Below are 17,938 nucleotides of genomic sequence, written 5' to 3'. Positions count from 1 at the left end.
TTTGACACGGATTAACACCGCTTTTTATAAAAACACGGCCTTAGTTATTATGCTAAAGCCGTGTCTTAAATTTATTTAAGCCGCGTTAATCCGTGCCTAAAAACTATTCCACAACGATGGGCTTGTATTTTGGAACAAGTGCCTTCATGATGCACCATCCAATGAGATAAGCTACAGCACAGATACAGAACACAACCATATAAGCAGCAGGTTTACCCTCAAAGCCAAAGAACTGGAAGGCATTGCCCTGCTCTGCTGCCCAAGTGAAAAACTCACCCGATCCCATATTAATAGCCATCGAGCCGAAACCACCCGTCATCGTACCCAGTCCGACAATTGTACCAATGGTGCTCTTGGGGAACATATCACCAATTGTTGAAAAGAGATTGGCACTCCATGCCTGATGGCCAGCACCCAGCAGACCAATCAAGATAGCAGGCCACCATGCACTATATGCACCTAAAGGTTGGGCCAGCAATCCCAACACGGGGAAGCAAGCAAAGATTAGCATCGCACGCATACGTCCCAAATAGGGATTCATGCCTTTCTTATCCACGAAGTAGGTTGGCAGATAACCACCACCGATAGAAAGTATAGTTACAATCAGATAGAGAGTGAAGATCAACAAGATACCCATCGTTGAATCCGAGGTATAACCATACTGGTCACTGAAATAGGCTGGTGCCCAGAACAGGAAGAACCACCACACGCCATCTGTCATCAACTTACCAACAAGAAACGCCCATGTCTGACGGAAGGTAAAACACTTCAAGAATGGAATAGCCTTTTCCTCCTTCACCTTATTGCGATCCTGCACCTCAGCAATATCACTATCCTGCTCGATATAGTTCAATTCTGCTTGATTCACGTACTTACTCTTACGCGGTTTCTCGTAAAGCCACATCCAGAGCCCCATCCATACATAACCTAGGACACCGATAATAACAAAAGCCATCTCCCAGCCCCAGGCACGAGCCAGCAGGGGGATAGTGGCAGGAGCAGCCAAGGCACCAACAGAGGCTCCGCTGTTGAAGATTGAGGTTGAGAAAGCACGGTCTTTCTTTGGGAAATACTCCGCCGTTGCCTTGATGGCAGCAGGGAAGTTACCAGCCTCACCAACAGCCAGTATCATACGACAACTCAAGAAGAGCCATACAGAAATGGTGGCAATAGCTACAGCAGCATCGCTACCTGCCTGAACGGCACGCAGAGCCTCGAGAGAGTTGTAGTCTTCGATATTCATGGCCACCCATCCACAACCAGCATGCATCACAGCACCTGTAGACCATACGAAGATTGCGATAAGATACCCCTTCTTCGTTCCCATCCAGTCGATAAATTTACCTGAAAACAAGTTGGCAATAGCATAGAACAACGAGAACATACCCGTAATCTTACCATAGTCGGCATCAGTCCAATGGAAATCGATGGCAATAAAGTCCTTCCATGTTAATGACAAGACCTGACGGTCCATATAGTTTACAGTTGTTGCCAGAAAAAGCAACGCACAGATGACCCAGCGGAAGTTGGACATCTTTGTTGTTTGTACAGGTGCCATAGTTATCTGATATCAATTACGGGAATGTTGTCCTTATCGTTATAATAAAGGTTCTCGCCAGCCATACCCCAGATGAAGGTATAGTAGTAAGTACCTGCTGCTGCGTGAATACTCCACTCTGGCGACATAATAGCCTGTTCGTTGTGCAACCAGACCACACGACTCTCTTCCGGCTGTCCCATGATATGAGCGATGGTCTGTTCCTGAGGCAGGTTGAAGTAGTAGTAAGCCTCAATCCTTCGTCCATGAGTATGAGGAGGCATCGTATTCCAAGCTGCGCCAGGATTCAGCTGTGTCAAACCGAGCTGTAACTGACAGGGGCCCTCCTCCAGCACATCGTTCACGATGAGCTTGTATACAGTACGGTTATTGCATTCTTCCAGCGAACCTACAGGTCCCCATACGGCAGCTTTCAGAGACCCCTTACGTCCATCGAGTGTAATCCACTGTGTCTTATAGTGCTGGTGGGCTGTAGCAGAATTCAGATAGAACTTAGCAGGCTTATTGGCGTCCTTCGAGCGAAACAGCACTTCCTTGTTGACATCCTTGTCCTTGGCAATATGGCCACGTCCGATGTAGAGAGCTTCCTTCGGAGAGAGGGCATACTCCTTACCATCTACTATCACCACGCCGTCACCCTCACCACAGTTCACTATACCCAACTCGCGATTATAGAGAAAATACTTATCCTTGATGCCTGGATCAACATCAAGTCCCAAATCACGGAAATTCTCCAGTTTCAGGGTTTTAGTTACAGGCATGGCGCCACCAAAGATGAATCGGTCGTAATGCGAGTAGGTCAGGTTTATCTCATCAGCAACCATCACCTTCTCCATCACAAAGCGCTCACGCAGCGTCTTCGTATCGTAATGCTTTACATCTTCAGGATGGCAAGCGGTCTGAAAGTTCACATTCTGCTGCGCCATTCCACTCTGTATGACCATCATCAGGGTCATCGTAAGAAACGTTTTCTTCATTTTATAAATAGTTTAAGTTATTCAATAATTTATTTTGCACGGATTTACATTGTTTTCTGTGTTAATCAGTGTCATCCATTCCCATTAATTATTTCGCTGCTTTTTCATCAGCAATGATTCTTTTGCGGTTCCAAAACACCATTGCAATGGTGATGACAGTCAGGATAACAGCACCCACGTATGCCAGACTATTCACACACTTATAGATTACCCAACCGAAAAGCGAACTTGCGAAATCAAGCGCCCCTGCTTGAAATCCCTCAGGTATCTTTGCTGCAGGATCCTGAGTCTGGACATATACAGCCTGAGCAGCCTGTGTGAAGGCAGGAGCCATGTCGGTAACAAACCATAAGCCAATGGCCACAGCAACAAAACCCACAATCAACGTTTTCACCACGTTTCCCTTTGTATAAGGTAGCACCATCACAAACACATAAAACATGCCTGCCAGCGAAGCCAAAGGCAGAAACTCGTTACCCGGCAGTATCACAGCCAGCAACAGAGCTAGGGGTATCAAAATCAGCGAGGCCACCAACGTAGTTGGATGACCTATCACCAGTGCAGGTGACATGCCGATAAACACTTTTCTGCCGTTAAATTTCTTCTTCACCACTTCCTGAGTCATCTCTGCTATAGGCTTCAGTCCGTCGATAAAAAGTTTCGTGATTCTTGGTATCAACTCCATCACTGCACCCATAGTCACGCCCAGAAAAAGCACTTTTTTAATATCAAGCTGTGCCACAGCGCCAATCAGCGCACCTACGATAACACCCAGCACAATGGGTTCACCAAGCACGCCGAATTTCTTCTTCAGGCCATCTGCATCGATGTCAAGTTTTGAGAATCCTGGGATCTTGTCAAGCAACCAGTTCACCCCAATGGCAAAAGCCGTAAAACTCTGGCAGAATGGCTGTGGAATAGAGATACCGTCCATATCCTCATAGTAGCTTTGGAACTTCGAAGCGGTCAGGTCGGCCATCACCAACGTATTGATATAGCATACGATGGCAGCGAAGTATCCCCATGCCAGACTCTGATCCATCACGAAATAAGCCACGGCACCAATAAAAGCGAAATGCCAGTAATTCCACAAGTCGATGTTCACCGTGCGGGTGGTCTTGGTAATCAGCATCAGGAAATTCACCCCCAGACAGATGGGGATAATCAGCGCCCCCACAGCCGTATTATAGGCAACAGCTGCGGCGGCAGGCCAGCCCATATCAAACACGCCGAGTTGAAGGTTATATAGTCTTGAGATTTCGCTCAGCGGATCACCAAAGTTATTAGTCAGCAGCGCTGTCACAATACCTAATCCCACGAAACCAACACCTACATAGAGTCCTGATTTCAAAGACTTTCCAAACTTCAGACCGATGCATAGGCCGATGATGGTAAACAGGATCGGCATCATCACCGATGCACCCAGACTGATAATGTAACTGAATACTTGTTCCATTTCTTTGTTTTATTATTAGTTTTATTTGTTTTGCGTGCAAAATTAATAAAAAAAAGCGAAACGCCTTGCATTTCGCCTTCTTTTTTTACGTTATCGTTAACGCTGCTCTTATCATCCGTCTATTGGGGCATACCAAGCAGTTTCACCCTCCGTTCGAAACTCTCTCGATTGTCAAGCGCGCCATTCTTGATTCTGGCACGATAGTTATAGATAGTATTCACCGAATAGTGCAGGAACTCGGCAATCTTCGACGAGTCCTCAATGCCCAAACGTATCAGTGCGAATATACGTATCTCTGTAACCAGTCTGTTCTCTTCCTTTGGTGTGATTCTCATTTCTGGCTGCAACAAAGCATTGAAGTCGTCTACGAAGTGGGGGAATAAGTGTAGGAACACCGAGTCGAAATTGTGAAGCAGTTCTTCCAACTCCTTCTCCTTCAACTCTGTCGACTTAGATATCCTATACAACTCGTCTAGTTCCTTGTTCTTCATCTTCTTGTTCACCATTTTCCGATAGTCATCCAACTTGTCGATATACTGCGAGCACAGGCTCATAAACCGCCCTATATACTCCTCTTTCACGCTGTTACTTTCAGAGAGCTGCGAATTGAGTGTTGAGAGTTGTGCATTCAAAGTCGACAGCTCATCAGTTTGAGTAGCTAGTCGTCTGTTTGCAGCTGCCAATTCTTTATTTGAAGTCTTCAAGTCGTTACGAGCTGTAGCAAGCTGACGATTACGACGGTGCAGGAACAATAGCACACCCAGCAGTAGCAAAGCCAGTATGCTCACCACCACTACCGACACCCAAAGCACCCTTGTGTTGTGCGCCACTGCCTTTTGATAGTTCTTCTCTATCACATTCAGTATCGGTGTTATCTGCCAAGAGCGCATACGGGTGTTAAATCGGTTATTACAGTCCCACGTAAACCTGATATACTGATACGAGCGGTCCAAATCACCATCGGTATTCAGAAGGTCGGCTAAAGCCAATAGCGACGCCTGGTCCATTACAGCATGACGCACGTCGCTCAATGCCGACTGTGCCAGCCAATATTTACGATCATCGTCGTTGTTGCTACTCAGCGAACGATAATAACAGGCTATAGCGTAGTCGCGACTGTCAGGACTTACGCGTTTTACCCACTGGTCGCTCAACTGTCGGGCTTCATCCATGCGCTTCTGCTCCTGCAACTGATAGACGCGGTACATCATATAGGTAGGATCCTGATGGTCGATGAGCGAGAAGAGCGAGTCGCGATACAGGTTCTGCTGACGAAAATACTCCTCTTTCAGCGAAGGTACGTTCGAATAGTAGCCCAACTCGCCATATACATGCATCTGCGACTGATAGTAGTTCTGCAGTCCTGTGCTGTCCAGTTGTTTCTTGTTGATTCTGTGCAAGAAGGCCAACGCTTCGTTGTAATAGCCCACGGTGGAACACTGGAATGCCATTAGCGCCCTACAATTACCCACAAGTACATCGTTCCCCTGTTCCTCTGCCCATCGCTCTGCCTCACTGAGATAGTGCAGGGCAGAGTCGTTCATAAAGGCCTTGTACTGCTCATAGAGTTGGAAGGCCAGTCCATACTTTTCTTCAGGCGTCCGAGCATTCTGGTATTGCCGATACACGCCCTCCGTCTGCTGCTCATATTGCGCCACGGTCTCGGGCGATAGTTCTATGGCCTCGTCGAGCTGACGGAGAATCGAGCCGTAGTCGTTCTCCTGAGCATACACGACACTCACCACTGCCATGAACAGCCAAGTAATCAGTAGTTTATTCATGATTGCAGTCTTTGTTTATGCGCCACAAAGATAGACATTTATTTCCATCCGTGCAAGCAAAGTGGAAAAAAAAGATATTCCATCTAATAGTTTTCAAGTATTTCCTTCAGGCGTTTCTTACGTAGTTCTTTTTTGTAGCCAGGCCGCCACCTCTTTGGAAGAACGGCAGCGACAGCCTTCCACAAATCCAACCTCAGGGCTACGCCAGGGTCGATGGACGCAAGTTCTGCCTCGGTCTTTTCCATCTTCAGGCGTTTCTTCAACTCTTCATAGTTTCGCGACTTACCATGTCCAAACACCACTACTTCCTTCAGATTCAGCAGTTTCGATATCATATAGATTGTGTCACCCACTTCTTTGAGGTTGATAATACGCGGTTCGTAGTTCACATGTGAAAAAGAAACGGTCCTGCAACTGTCTGACACATTTACCTTGCCCAACGAGTCGGTAGTGGCAACGCCGTCTTTGCTTACCACGTTAGCCCCCACTACTGGTATAAGTGTCTCAATGTCAACCACCCGCAGTTGTCGTTGTGCCTGTCCTACAATGGGAACCACCAGCAACGACATAAGCATAAACCACGTCGCAGTGGTCCATAAACTTATCCGACGTCTACGTATTGTTATCATCTTATCAGTCTAACTGGTGTGCAAATATAGACATAATAATCTTTTTCCTTTAAACCTCTCAAAACATTTTCAGATTAATTAGAAATAGCTCCATCTTTTTTTAGAATATTCATCATCCCAACGCCATGCGTTAAAATTTGTCACCAATAGGTGGTAATAGCGGACCGTGGCCATGACCGATGTGAATGGTAACAGAACGACGGATGGCATCGGTGAGATATTGCTTGGCTTGCTTGACAGCATCGGGCAAACTGGCACCCTTTGCCAAACAGGAAGCGATGGCTGACGAGAGGGTGCAGCCTGTGCCGTGAAGATTACTACTATGAATCTTCCTTGTAGAGAACTGACTGACAGTACCGTCAGCCCCAAAAAGCCAGTCAGTCATTTGAGATGAGTCGGCATGACCGCCCTTGAGTAGGAAGGCGGTGGCATAATGATGCGACAGGACAATTCCCGCCTGCTGCACATCGTCAGACGGGACATGCTCATCAATGATGCCCTCCAACAGAGATTGGGCTTCTGGCAGATTAGGAGTAATAAGGGTACAGAGCGGAAAGAGTTGACGGGTGATATAGGTGATGGCGTCGGGATGCATAAGTGGATAACCACTGGTGGAAATCATCACAGGGTCGTAGACCACAGGAACGCGACAAGTTCTTAAAGCCTCTACAATAACCTCAGCCACAGTTTGATTAGGAATCATACCTATCTTAACAGCATGAGGCTCAAGGTCGCTCAGTACAGAGCACAACTGTGAGAACACCACATCGGGCGGAACAGGCATAGAAGCCTGTACACCCAGCGTATTCTGCGAAGTGACAGAGGTGATGACTGTGGCACCATAGCAACCCAGTGCCGTGATGGTCTTGAGATCCTGCTGGATGCCGGCTCCTCCTGAAGGGTCGCTACCAGCAATAGTTAATACTATTTCCATGCGTCGCCGAGAATCATGGCTCCTCCAAAGCCTATTTTTAGAATTAAGTTTATCTTATCGAAAGTAACTCCGCCCAAAGCCATGACACGATGATCGATAAGTCCCTTCTGTCGCGCTTCAGTCAGTTGATAAAGCTTGAACGCCGAACGATAACCCCGTTTAGAGATGCTGTCAAAAACAGGACTAAGACTCATATAGGCATAAGGTTTTCTGCGGCACTCAGCCAACTCTGCGAGTGAATGGCATGAAATGCTGACGTCCCCACTCCACTGCCCCCCTGATGGCGGATGGGGATTCCGGCGATTGAGATGAACGCCACGAAGAGCATATTTCACCGCCAAGTCGAAATGGTCGTGCAACACTAAACGATTGTAAAAGTCAGAAGACAACTCGCATAGCAACTGTTCTATCTCATCGCGACTAGCTTCAGGTTTACGGATATGGATGAGGTCGGCCCTGCCGCTTGTGAGCATATCAGTGATACGCTCTACCTCGCCTTCAAAGAAATCAGGGCGCGTAAGGACTATAATCATACACACTTCTTACACATATCGAACGAGGCATCCCAATCCTTCCAAACGGGTTCGCGACCCAGTTCCTTCAGACGGGTGTTTATCACCTTAGCCGTGCGCTCATCGCTTACCGTAAATTGCTCCAAGGCCTGTGGATAGGTGTGGTAGCCACCAGGATTCACATGGCTCTCGGCCGACATGGTGGTTACGCCTAAGGTACACATGTTGTCGCGGATGTAAGCGGGTTCGCGGGTACTGTACGAGATGTCGACATCGTGGTCGAAGATACGCATGGCAAACGTGGCTTGTGCCAGTTCGCGATCGGTCATAAAGCAGTTGGGCTGGAATCCCTCGTTCTGGGCCGGGCGCATACGGGGGAAATTGATGCTGTACTTGGTGCGCCAATAGTGCTTCTGCAGATAGCGCAGGTGGTGCGCCATCATCGTAACATCGGTACGCCACTCTTTCTCCAGACCGATCAGCACACCCATACCGATAGAGTGTACGCCAGCCTGCCCCATACGGTCGAACCCGTCGCAGCGCCATTCAAAACGGCTCTTCATGCCACGTGGGTGATACAGCTGGTAGTGCTCGCGGTTGTAGGTTTCCTGAAAGCAGATCACACCATTCAGACCGTGATGAGTCAGCTCGCGATACTCCTCCATCTTCAGCGGCATCACCTCGATCTTGATGTTCGAGAAGTAGCGCTTGGCAATATCGATGGCTTTTGCCAGATAAGGCACTCCCGCCTTGGCTGGGTTCTCGCCAGTTACCAGCAGGATGTTCTCGAAAGGTGCCAACTGCTTGATGGCACGGTACTCGTCCTCAATCTGTTCGGGTGTGAGGATGGTGCGTGCCATAGGGTTTTCGCGATGAAAACCGCAATATACACACGAGTTAGAGCACGAGTTGGTGATATACAGCGGGATAAACATCGACATGGTGCGCCCGAAACGCTCCTCGGTGTATTTACGCGAGAGTCGGGCCATCTGCTCTAAGTAAGGTTCGGCTGCAGGCGACAGCAGGGCCATGAAGTCGTTCACATCGCAGCGACTCTTGCCTAAGGCGCGGCGCACATCGGCATCGGTCATGCTGGCTATGCGCTCGGTGGTTTCCTGCCAACTAATGTTTTTAAGTTCGTCACTAAACATTTTTTCGTTTATTTTGATTTACAGGGTTTGAAAGCATACTCCTTCAACTGGTGTATCGAAGGATGAGTGCCACAGAGTTCGCAGCTTTCACGCTTGCCAAAGTCGAAGCGCTGCCACTGCATGCTGAGGGCATCGAAGGTAAGCATACTGTTGGTGAGCAACTGGCCCACCCCAGCTAAGTATTTCAAGCACTCGGTGGCCTGCACAGTACCTAACATGCCGGCTATCGAACCTAACACGCCCACCATGGCGCAGGTCTCCACATCCTGCTTGGCAGGGGGCTCGGGGAACAAGCAACGGTAGCAGGCCGAACCGGGCACGTGGGTCATCAGCTGTCCGCTATATTTGCTGATACCACCCATGGTAAAGGCCTTGCCCAGCATCACACAGGCATCGTTTACCAGATACTTGGGGGCAAAGTTGTCGGTACCGTCGATCACAAAATCGTAGGGCTCTATCAGCTCCATGGCATTGGCCTCGCTCAGATAGTATTCGTAGGTCTCCACATGCACATCGGGGTTGATAGCCTGCATGCGTTCCTTGGCCACATCCACCTTGGGGCGCCCCACATCGGGAGTGCTGTGCAGCACCTGGCGCTGCAGGTTGGTGATACTCACGGTATCGCCATCCACCACACCAATAGTGCCCACACCAGCTGCTGCCAGATACAGGGCCACAGGCGAGCCTAAGCCGCCTGCACCCACCAGCAGCACCTTGGCCTGCAGCAACTTGCTTTGTGCCTCGGCACCAAAACCTTCCAGTATCAAGTGGCGATTATAACGCCTACATTGTTCACGACTGAGTTCCATCAAAGTTTAATGTTTAATCTTCCTCAAATCGTGAGTTAACTTCGCTGCGCAGAAGTTTGGTCCACACATGGTACAGTATTCGCCATCAGTATGACCTGCCTCTGTAAAGTACTGCAGCGCCAGTTCGGGGTCTAACGACAGGTGGAACTGGTCGCGCCAGCGGAACTCAAAGCGAGCCTTCGACAGCGCGTTGTCGCGAATGCAAGCACCGGGGTGCCCCTTAGCCAAGTCGGCAGCATGGGCAGCTATCTTATAGGCAATGATACCAGCACGCACATCATCCTTATTGGGCAGTGCCAAGTGCTCCTTAGGAGTTACGTAGCAGAGCATGGCAGTTCCCAGCCAGGCTATCTGTGCACCGCCGATGGCACTGGTGATATGATCGTAACCAGGGGCGATATCGGTGACAATGGGGCCGAGGGTATAGAAAGGTGCCTCGTGACACTTCTCCAACTGGCGCTCCATATTCTCCTTGATTTTTTGCATGGGCACATGGCCGGGGCCCTCGATAAAGGCCTGCACATTCTTTTCCCAGGCACGAACCACCAGCTCGCCCATGGTGTCGAGTTCGGCAAACTGGGCGGCATCGTTGGCATCGGCAGTACAGCCAGGGCGCAAACCATCACCCAGCGACAGGGCTACATCGTACTTAGCCACAATATCGCAGATATCATCAAAGTGCTCATACAGGAAACTCTCCTTATCATGCAGCAGGCACCATTTGCTCATGATGCTACCGCCACGACTCACGATGCCGCACAAACGACTATCGGCCAGATGCACGTTGTGGCGACGGATACCGGCATGGATGGTAAAATAATCCACACCCTGCTCGCACTGCTCTATCAGCGTGTCGCGATACACCTCCCAAGTCAGGTCTTCAACCTTGCCTTCTACCTTTTCCAAAGCCTGATAGATGGGCACGGTACCTACGGGTACAGGGCAGTTGCGCAGAATCCACTCGCGGGTTTCGTGAATGTTATTTCCCGTCGAAAGGTCCATCAGCGTATCGCCACCCCACTTGCACGACCATACGGCCTTGTCCACCTCCTCATCGATGCTCGATGTCGTGGCCGAATTACCTATATTGGTATTGATTTTCACCGCAAAGTTGCGTCCGATAATCATCGGTTCACTCTCAGGGTGATGGATGTTAGCAGGAATCACCGCACGTCCACGTGCCACCTCCTGACGTACGTATTCGGGGGTGATATGACTCTCGATACCTAATGCCTCGCAGTTCATGTTTTCGCGAATGGCCACATACTCCATCTCTGGCGTGATGATGCCTACCTTGGCACACGCCATCTGGGTGATGCCCTGCCCCTTCTGAGCACGGTCGGCTATCCACTGCTGGCGCATGGGTGGCAGTCCCTTCTTCAGGTCAACCGTATAGTTGGGGTCGGTATAAGGACCGCTGGTATCGTAGATATACACTGGTTCGTTCTTCTCTACGTAGGTTTTGCCGTCGGCATCCTTCGTCACCGTTGGTGTCAGGTTCACCTTGGTCATACCCACCTTTACATCAGGGTAAATCGTTCCCTGCATATATGCTTTCTCACGCTGTGCGTAAGCTTTGTGATCATTGATCATACTCTTCAATTCTTCAATTCTTAAACTCTAAACATTCAGGAACGCCGTGAGTGGACTCGAAGCTTCGGCGCAATCGGCAATGGCTCCAAGACCAGCCTCGTAAGCCTGGCGCCCTGCAATCACTGCCTGTCGGAAAGCATCTGCCATCGCTACAGGATCGCCTGCCACGGCAATAGCGGTATTCACCAGCACACAGTCGGCACCCATCTCCATCGCCTCGGCAGCATGACTGGGGGCACCGATACCTGCATCAACCACCACAGGCACCGTGGCCTGCTCGATGATAATCTGCAGGAAATCCTTCATTCTCAAACCCTTATTGGTACCGATAGGAGCTGCCAGCGGCATCACCGTAGCTGCACCAGCCTCTTCCAGGTGCTTGCACAGTGTGGGGTCGGCCTGACAGTAAGGCAGCACCACAAAACCCAGCTTTACCAACTGCTCGGTGGCTTTCAGCGTCTCTACCGAGTCGGGCAACAAGTAGCGCGGGTCGGGGTGTATCTCCAGCTTCAGCCAGTTGGTGCCGAAAGCCTCGCGGGCCATCTGGGCTGCAAACACTGCCTCTTCGGCATTACGTACACCCGATGTGTTGGGCAGCAACTGGATTTTGGGATTCTGGGTGATGTGTGTCAACAGATCGTCGTTCTTATCGTCGAGTTCCACACGTTTCATGGCTACGGTAACCATCTCCGATCCCGAAGCCTCGATAGCCTGGGCCATCAGCGCATTGTTATTAAACTTGCCTGTGCCCAAAAACAAACGAGAGCCAAACTCTCGTCCTGCAATAACTAATTTACTCATGATTGACAATGCTTATTAAGTGTTTCATTTCATCTATGGGATTTGCGGCGCGCAGCACAGTGCCACTCAGCGCTATGCCTGTGATACCAGTGGCCAGTATGGCTGGAATATCAGCCTGGGTAATGCCACCGATAGCCACAATGGGTATATCGATATGTGCCGCACGCATCTCGATAATAATCCTGCGGTAGCCATCCAGCCCTAATACAGGCGACAGCTTCTGCTTGGTGGTGGTAAATCGGTAGGGCCCACAACCGATATAATCGGCCCCCGACTCATAGTGGCTCTTCACATCCTCGAACGTGTTAGCCGTTCCACCTATGATATAATCGGTACCTAACAACCGGCGTGCCTCGCTGATGGGCATATCGTTCTTACCCAGGTGCACACCATCGGCATGCAGCTCCTTTACCAGTGCCACGCGATCGTCGATAACAAATGTAGCGCCAAACTTCTGGCATAGCTGCTGGGCTTCTATCGCAATGGGGCGCACCTCGTCGTCGGTAGCATCCTTCATGCGTAGCTGTATCCATCGGCACCCACCCTGCAAGGCAAGGGTGATGCTGTCCAAGTAGCTATACTTTTCGGTGTAGTGAGAAATAAACTGTAACATCATCCTTACCCCCCGCATGCAGCTTTGATAATAGTGATACTGGCGCCCTCTTGTAGGATGGTGGCATCCCAAGATGTGCGTGGTTTCAACTCATTATCGATGGCTATTGCCACACCTTTGGCGGGCAACTGCAATTGGGCGGCAAGCTCGGATACAGTTTTGGCTTGCGTCTCGTGTTCTTTGTTGTTAATCGTTACTTTCATATTGCATTCCTCCGACGGCATTACCCGTATCAGGTTCTATGGGTATTTTCTCAGCTTTGGCACATGCCTCAGCACCCCGAATATTTATTTTTGCGCTGCAAAAGTAAGCATATTTTTCCTTTCAAACAAATAATCAGCCTACTTTTTGTTTACGAACACAAAAAAAAGGCACATGCATCTCGCACACGCCTTTCTCATTAGGTTACTTAAAAACTTTTCTTCTTACTACTTATTATCAACTATATAACCAATTTATCATACTAACTTATCATTACATTTTCAACTCAAAAGTACAACGGGCAGGAAGACAGTCGGACGACGTACCGACAAGAGCTTCGAACAGACCTGGTTCGGCCGTCCACCTAGAGTTGCTCTCATCGTAGAAACTCAGCGCACGCTTGTCGATGGTAAGACTTACCTGCTGTGTCTCGCCTGGCTGAAGGAACACCTTCTGGAAGGCCTTGAGTTCCTTAATAGGGCGATCGACACTGGCTTGTCTATCGTTGATATATAACTGCAGAGTCTCTGCACCAGCCCGACGGCCCGTATTGGTGACAGGAATGGTGAAGGTAATCTCGTCGTCAGCAGCTATCTGCAGCTTGTTAGCAGTGAGTTTTCCCAACTTAAATGTAGTGTAACTCAAACCATGTCCAAAAGGAAAGAGAGGTTTCACTTTCTGCTTGTCAGTCCAGCGATAACCGACATAGATATCTTCCTTATATGTCTCATCTATAATCTGATGACCCTCGCGCCACGTGCCAGGAAACGCATTGAGCGCATGAGCGCCACACTGCTCCAGACTGTCATACCAAGTAAAGGGTAACTTACCAGAGGGATTCACATCACCTGCAAGCACACTAGCGATGGCCTCACCAGCCTCGGAGCCGATAAACCAGCCCTGAACGACAGCGGGCACCTTAGACAGCCAAGGCATGGCGACACCATTACCACTGATATTAACATAAACAAGACGCTTATTGGCGGCAGCCAGAGCCTCAATAAGACGATCCTGAGCATAAGGCAGACCATATTGTTGACGGTCGTGCCCTTCACAGTCCTGATAATTGCTCTTATTAAGACCACCGAAGATAATCACGACATCAGCCTGACGGGCTTTGTCAACCGCTTCAGCAATAAGCTCATCGGCAGGACGCGTCTCGTAGAGTGAACGACCGACGGTCACACCATTATAACTCTGAATGGTATCACCTACATAGCCACGGGCAAAGTCTATCTGACTACTTTTGAAACGCTCACGGATACCATCAAGTGGCAAAATCTCACGCTGTACCTTCAGCGAAGAGGAGCCTCCACCTACAGTCATCATCTTGATGGCGTTTTCGCCCACCACAAGAATACGCTCAGGTCTCTGGAGTGGTAACAGAGGTTGTCTGGTCTTACCATTTTTAACAGGATCGTTTTTCAACAGTACTACACCCTCCTGGGCTATCTTCAGAGCAGCATTATAATGGCTCTCAGAACAGAGGAAGCCATATGGCTTGTGGCGGTTCATCGTGGTGCGATAGAACAGACGAAGGACACGACGTACTTTCTCGTCGAGTTCTTTCATATTGTATTTACCTTCCTGTATAAGTTTCTTATAGGGCAGAGCAAGGTAATAACTATCATAGGCATTGGTAGCCCCCATGGTCAGACCATCGGTCCACGAACCGAACTCGAGGTCGAGTCCATTAGTGACAGCCTCGTCGGTGTCATGACATCCACCCCAATCACTGACTACCACACCATCGTAACACCAATCCTGTTTCAGAATCTTATTCAGCAGAATGCTATTATGACAGTTGTGTTGGTTTTTATAAAGGTTGTAGGCGCCCATAATACCCCATGTGCCAGCCTCGGTAACGGCTGCTTTGAAGGCAGGCAGATAAATCTCGTGGAGAGCACGCTCACTGACGATAACATTAACCTGATGACGGTACTCTTCGTCGTTGTTTAGTGCATAATGCTTGACGCATGCAGCCACCCCTTTCGATTGGAGACCCTGAATATAAGGTACCACCATACGAGAGGCCAGCCATGGATCTTCACCCATATACTCGAAGTTACGACCACCCAGCGGGGTGCGGTAGATGTTCACGCCAGGACCCAGGATCATGGCTTTGCCACGATAGAGAGCCTCTTCACCCAAGCTCTCTCCATAGAGACGAGCCATCAACGGATTCCAAGTGGCAGCCAGACATGTAAGCGCAGGAAAGGCTACGCACGAGTCATTGGTCTGGCCTGCCTGTTCCCACTCATCCCAAAGCACATCGGGACGAACACCATGAGGACCGTCATCGGTCCAAAGGTCAGGAAATCCAAGACGTTTCACGCCAGGGCTGGAGAACTTTGACTGCGCATGGATTACAGCAATTTTCTCGTCAAGCGTCATACGAGTTAGAGCATCGTCAATACGTTGCTCAACAGGTTTCGTATCGTCAAGATACACGGGTATACTCTGCGAATTTGCGAAAGGTAAAAAGGTAAAAAGGTAAAAAGGCAAGACCTTTACCCATCCTATTTCCTTAAACACGGATTTCGACATGAAATTTATCCTCATTTCTTTTGCTTTTTTACTTATTTTCTTTTTCCTTCATGCCCATGCTCTGGATGTATTCCGTTTGCGACTTGCAGTTCTCCAAACGGCAATTCTCGGCAAACTGCTTCAGCAACTGACGGAACTGGGCTTGGTTGGGACGCGCCTCGCGCCACTCCTGATAGGTATTACGCGATGTCTCAGCGTATTTCACAACGATACTATCCCAACCCTCAGGGCGCTGGATACCCATCATACACGAGTTGTCTACCTTTTTATAAGGCCAGAATGTGTAGCCGATATTCGCCTCTTTCAGCACTTTGACGAAGTCGCTCTGCCACTCCATGGTGTTATGGCCAAACTCACCCATATACATCGGGCGATTGACTGAGTCGCGGAAATTGATGTAGTGGTTGATAGCCTCTTTGGTTGCCGGACCGCCATAGCGATGACAGGTATACATCAGTTTGTCGTCATAGCTGGTATCGTTGAGCATCCAGAAGAAGCTGTTCCAATGGGCACCACCCAATAGGATGATATGATTCTCGTCGACCGTACGGATGGCCTCAACACAGCGTTTATAAAGGGGGTGGAGAAGGTGATAGAGCGTATCTTTGTTCTCGAAATAGTGAGCAATAGGTTCGTTCATCAATTCATAACCAAGGATGGTGGTCTCGTTCTTATAACGGCAGGCTATCTTCTGCCATATCTGACAGAAAAGTTGCTGTGACGGTTCACTTTCATATATCCAAGGATAGCCATAACCATCGTCAATATTATCGCCTGTCTGTCCACCTGGACAGTCGTGCATATCAAGAATGAGATACAGACCGTTAGCCTTGCACCAGCTCACGACAGAATCGATGCGTTCATAGCCGTCTTTCTGACCAGTTTGTCCCATATAGTCTTCGTCGGTGAAAAGCTTGTAGTTGAACGGCAGTCGGATGGTATTGGCACCCTGACTGGCAATAAAGTCGATGTCGGCACGAGTAACGTAGTTATCCTTGAACTGCTGCCAGAATTCGGCTGTGAAGTCAGGACCAACGGCCTCCTTAAACAGAAGGTCGATCATCCATGCCGAATTGGTTCGTCCAAATCCGAACATATAACCCTCTGGGTTCAACCAATTGCCCAGATTTGTACCCTGAATGAACAATTTTTCGCCATTGGGTTTAATCAGGTCATGGCCTTGAATGGTTACAAAACCAGCAGTTCCCTTATGCCCGCCGCCTGCGGTGCAGGCAGCTAATAAAAGCACGACAAGGTATAGGAAATATTTCTTCATATATGATTATTTCTTCTGGAACACGCGGATGTAGTCTACCTCCATGGTGGCAGGCAGTGCACTCTCGTCGACGCCTTGGGCACCACCCCAGTCACCACCCCACGCGAGGTTGAAAATGACATAGAATGGATCATCGTAGGGCCAATCGTCACGGCCAAATCCACGGTTGTCGTAGTTCAGCTGCACATTTCCATCCACATAAGTGGTGATATTCTTAGCTGTCCAGAGTATGGCATAGGTGTGAAACTCGCCCTCAGCACCTGGGCACTTCATCTCGTGGGTCACCTGGGTGTTGTTCGAGTGAACGTGAGCGTTTGCGTGGAGACTCGACGATACGTAGTCTGGATGATAACCGACCTCTTCCATGATATCAATCTCGCCATCTGCTGGCCATGACTTGAAGTTGACGGGCATCATCCAAAAGGCAGGCCATGTTCCCTTACCCTTTGGCAGTTTGATGCTGGCTTCAATATAGCCGTAGGTCCAACCCTGCTTTACCTTGGCATACACACGACCAGAATATATCTTTCCATTTTCTTTCAAAGCCGTGATACGCAGGGTACCGTTTTTCACCTGAGTAACAAGTGCGCCATCAGGTGTCTTATGATTCACGTAGTTCTGTAACTCGTGATTCACCCAGCCAGAGTTCTTCACCTCGTGGGTCCAGTCTGCTGCATTCAGCTCCGAACCCGACTCAAACTCATCCTGCCACACCAGAGTATAGCCGTCTGGAGCATTATAGGCTGGTTTCTCGGCAGCAGCCTGGGTGATACTGACTGTCTTGCGGGCTGTGCCCGACATGATGATAACACGACCTGTGCGTTCTGTGGTATTAGGATTACTATCGATGGTAACGACCACCGAATTAGACGAATACCGGACGTTAGCCTTCACAAAATCCCCTTCGGCATACGCCCCCCACTCCTGACCAGTCGTAGTGACGGTAATATCGTAGACACCTCCAACGGCTGGAGCATTGACGGTCTCCACTGAGGTGGTGATAACAGGCACTACGGGGTCGGGGGTATCGTCTCCCCCGCTGCAGCCCATCAGGACTGCAGCAAGAGAGATCATTAAATAACTCAGCATGAATTTTCTCA

Annotated in this window: 16 protein-coding genes and 1 riboswitch; all 16 genes read right to left on the bottom strand. The window is 49.3% G+C overall.

The features are described 5' to 3' along the window. Positions 1-103: 103 nt before the first annotated feature. Positions 104-1,558 (bottom strand): MFS transporter, encoded by a 1,455-nt coding sequence (locus BMX82_RS07730; protein WP_091767601.1) that lies wholly within the window; start codon positions 1,556-1,558, stop codon positions 104-106. Between the two features lie 2 nt (positions 1,559-1,560). Beyond that, positions 1,561-2,535, bottom strand: a complete 975-nt coding sequence (gene kduI / locus BMX82_RS07725) for a 5-dehydro-4-deoxy-D-glucuronate isomerase (RefSeq protein WP_091767598.1) — start codon at positions 2,533-2,535, stop codon at positions 1,561-1,563. Positions 2,536-2,623: 88 nt separating this feature from the next. After that, a complete protein-coding gene (locus BMX82_RS07720) occupies positions 2,624-3,991 on the bottom strand; it encodes a PTS galactitol transporter subunit IIC (protein ID WP_036910282.1) in 1,368 nt (455 codons plus the stop codon). Between the two features lie 119 nt (positions 3,992-4,110). Beyond that, positions 4,111-5,772, bottom strand: a complete 1,662-nt coding sequence (locus tag BMX82_RS07715; RefSeq protein ID WP_091767595.1) for a DUF6377 domain-containing protein — start codon at positions 5,770-5,772, stop codon at positions 4,111-4,113. Positions 5,773-5,855: 83 nt separating this feature from the next. After that, a complete protein-coding gene (locus BMX82_RS07710; protein WP_143058342.1) occupies positions 5,856-6,401 on the bottom strand; it encodes a peptidase associated/transthyretin-like domain-containing protein in 546 nt (181 codons plus the stop codon). Between the two features lie 130 nt (positions 6,402-6,531). Beyond that, positions 6,532-7,335, bottom strand: a complete 804-nt coding sequence (thiD, locus tag BMX82_RS07705) for a bifunctional hydroxymethylpyrimidine kinase/phosphomethylpyrimidine kinase (protein ID WP_036910278.1) — start codon at positions 7,333-7,335, stop codon at positions 6,532-6,534. Further along, a complete protein-coding gene (locus BMX82_RS07700; protein WP_036910276.1) occupies positions 7,326-7,868 on the bottom strand; it encodes a thiamine phosphate synthase in 543 nt (180 codons plus the stop codon). The genes thiD and BMX82_RS07700 overlap by 10 nt, the downstream gene beginning before the upstream one ends. After that, entirely contained in the window at positions 7,865-8,998 is a 1,134-nt protein-coding gene (gene thiH, locus BMX82_RS07695) for a 2-iminoacetate synthase ThiH (protein WP_013065566.1), read from the bottom strand. Before thiH ends, BMX82_RS07700 begins: the two co-directional genes overlap by 4 nt. A gap of 8 nt (positions 8,999-9,006) precedes the next feature. Continuing rightward, positions 9,007-9,807: a HesA/MoeB/ThiF family protein gene (locus BMX82_RS07690; protein ID WP_091767591.1), complete on the bottom strand. Its 801-nt coding sequence runs from the start codon at positions 9,805-9,807 to the stop codon at positions 9,007-9,009. A gap of 6 nt (positions 9,808-9,813) precedes the next feature. After that, on the bottom strand, positions 9,814-11,400 hold the full coding sequence (thiC, locus tag BMX82_RS07685) for a phosphomethylpyrimidine synthase ThiC (RefSeq protein ID WP_091767588.1): 1,587 nt from the start codon (positions 11,398-11,400) through the stop codon (positions 9,814-9,816). A gap of 27 nt (positions 11,401-11,427) precedes the next feature. Beyond that, the gene (locus tag BMX82_RS07680; protein ID WP_091767586.1) at positions 11,428-12,201 is read right to left on the bottom strand and encodes a thiazole synthase; all 774 of its coding nucleotides are present in this window, start codon (positions 12,199-12,201) and stop codon (positions 11,428-11,430) included. Continuing rightward, entirely contained in the window at positions 12,194-12,814 is a 621-nt protein-coding gene (locus tag BMX82_RS07675; RefSeq protein WP_410524409.1) for a thiamine phosphate synthase, read from the bottom strand. The genes BMX82_RS07680 and BMX82_RS07675 overlap by 8 nt, the downstream gene beginning before the upstream one ends. A gap of 5 nt (positions 12,815-12,819) precedes the next feature. Next, entirely contained in the window at positions 12,820-13,017 is a 198-nt protein-coding gene (gene thiS / locus BMX82_RS07670; protein ID WP_036910272.1) for a sulfur carrier protein ThiS, read from the bottom strand. After that, a riboswitch (TPP riboswitch) is annotated at positions 13,004-13,106 on the bottom strand. Its footprint overlaps the gene before it by 14 nt. Positions 13,107-13,288: 182 nt before the next feature. Beyond that, a complete protein-coding gene (locus BMX82_RS07665; RefSeq protein WP_410524412.1) occupies positions 13,289-15,562 on the bottom strand; it encodes a glycoside hydrolase family 3 C-terminal domain-containing protein in 2,274 nt (757 codons plus the stop codon). 28 nt (positions 15,563-15,590) lie between these two features. Beyond that, on the bottom strand, positions 15,591-16,838 hold the full coding sequence (locus BMX82_RS07660; protein ID WP_091767581.1) for a glycoside hydrolase family 5 protein: 1,248 nt from the start codon (positions 16,836-16,838) through the stop codon (positions 15,591-15,593). A 6-nt stretch (positions 16,839-16,844) separates the two neighbouring features. Beyond that, on the bottom strand, positions 16,845-17,927 hold the full coding sequence (locus tag BMX82_RS07655) for a family 16 glycosylhydrolase (protein ID WP_036910451.1): 1,083 nt from the start codon (positions 17,925-17,927) through the stop codon (positions 16,845-16,847). Positions 17,928-17,938: the final 11 nt, after the last annotated feature.

It is taken from the genome of Prevotella sp. khp7 (genome assembly GCF_900109055.1).
Taxonomy (GTDB): domain Bacteria; phylum Bacteroidota; class Bacteroidia; order Bacteroidales; family Bacteroidaceae; genus Prevotella.
This window is presented reverse-complemented; position numbering and strand designations above follow the sequence as displayed.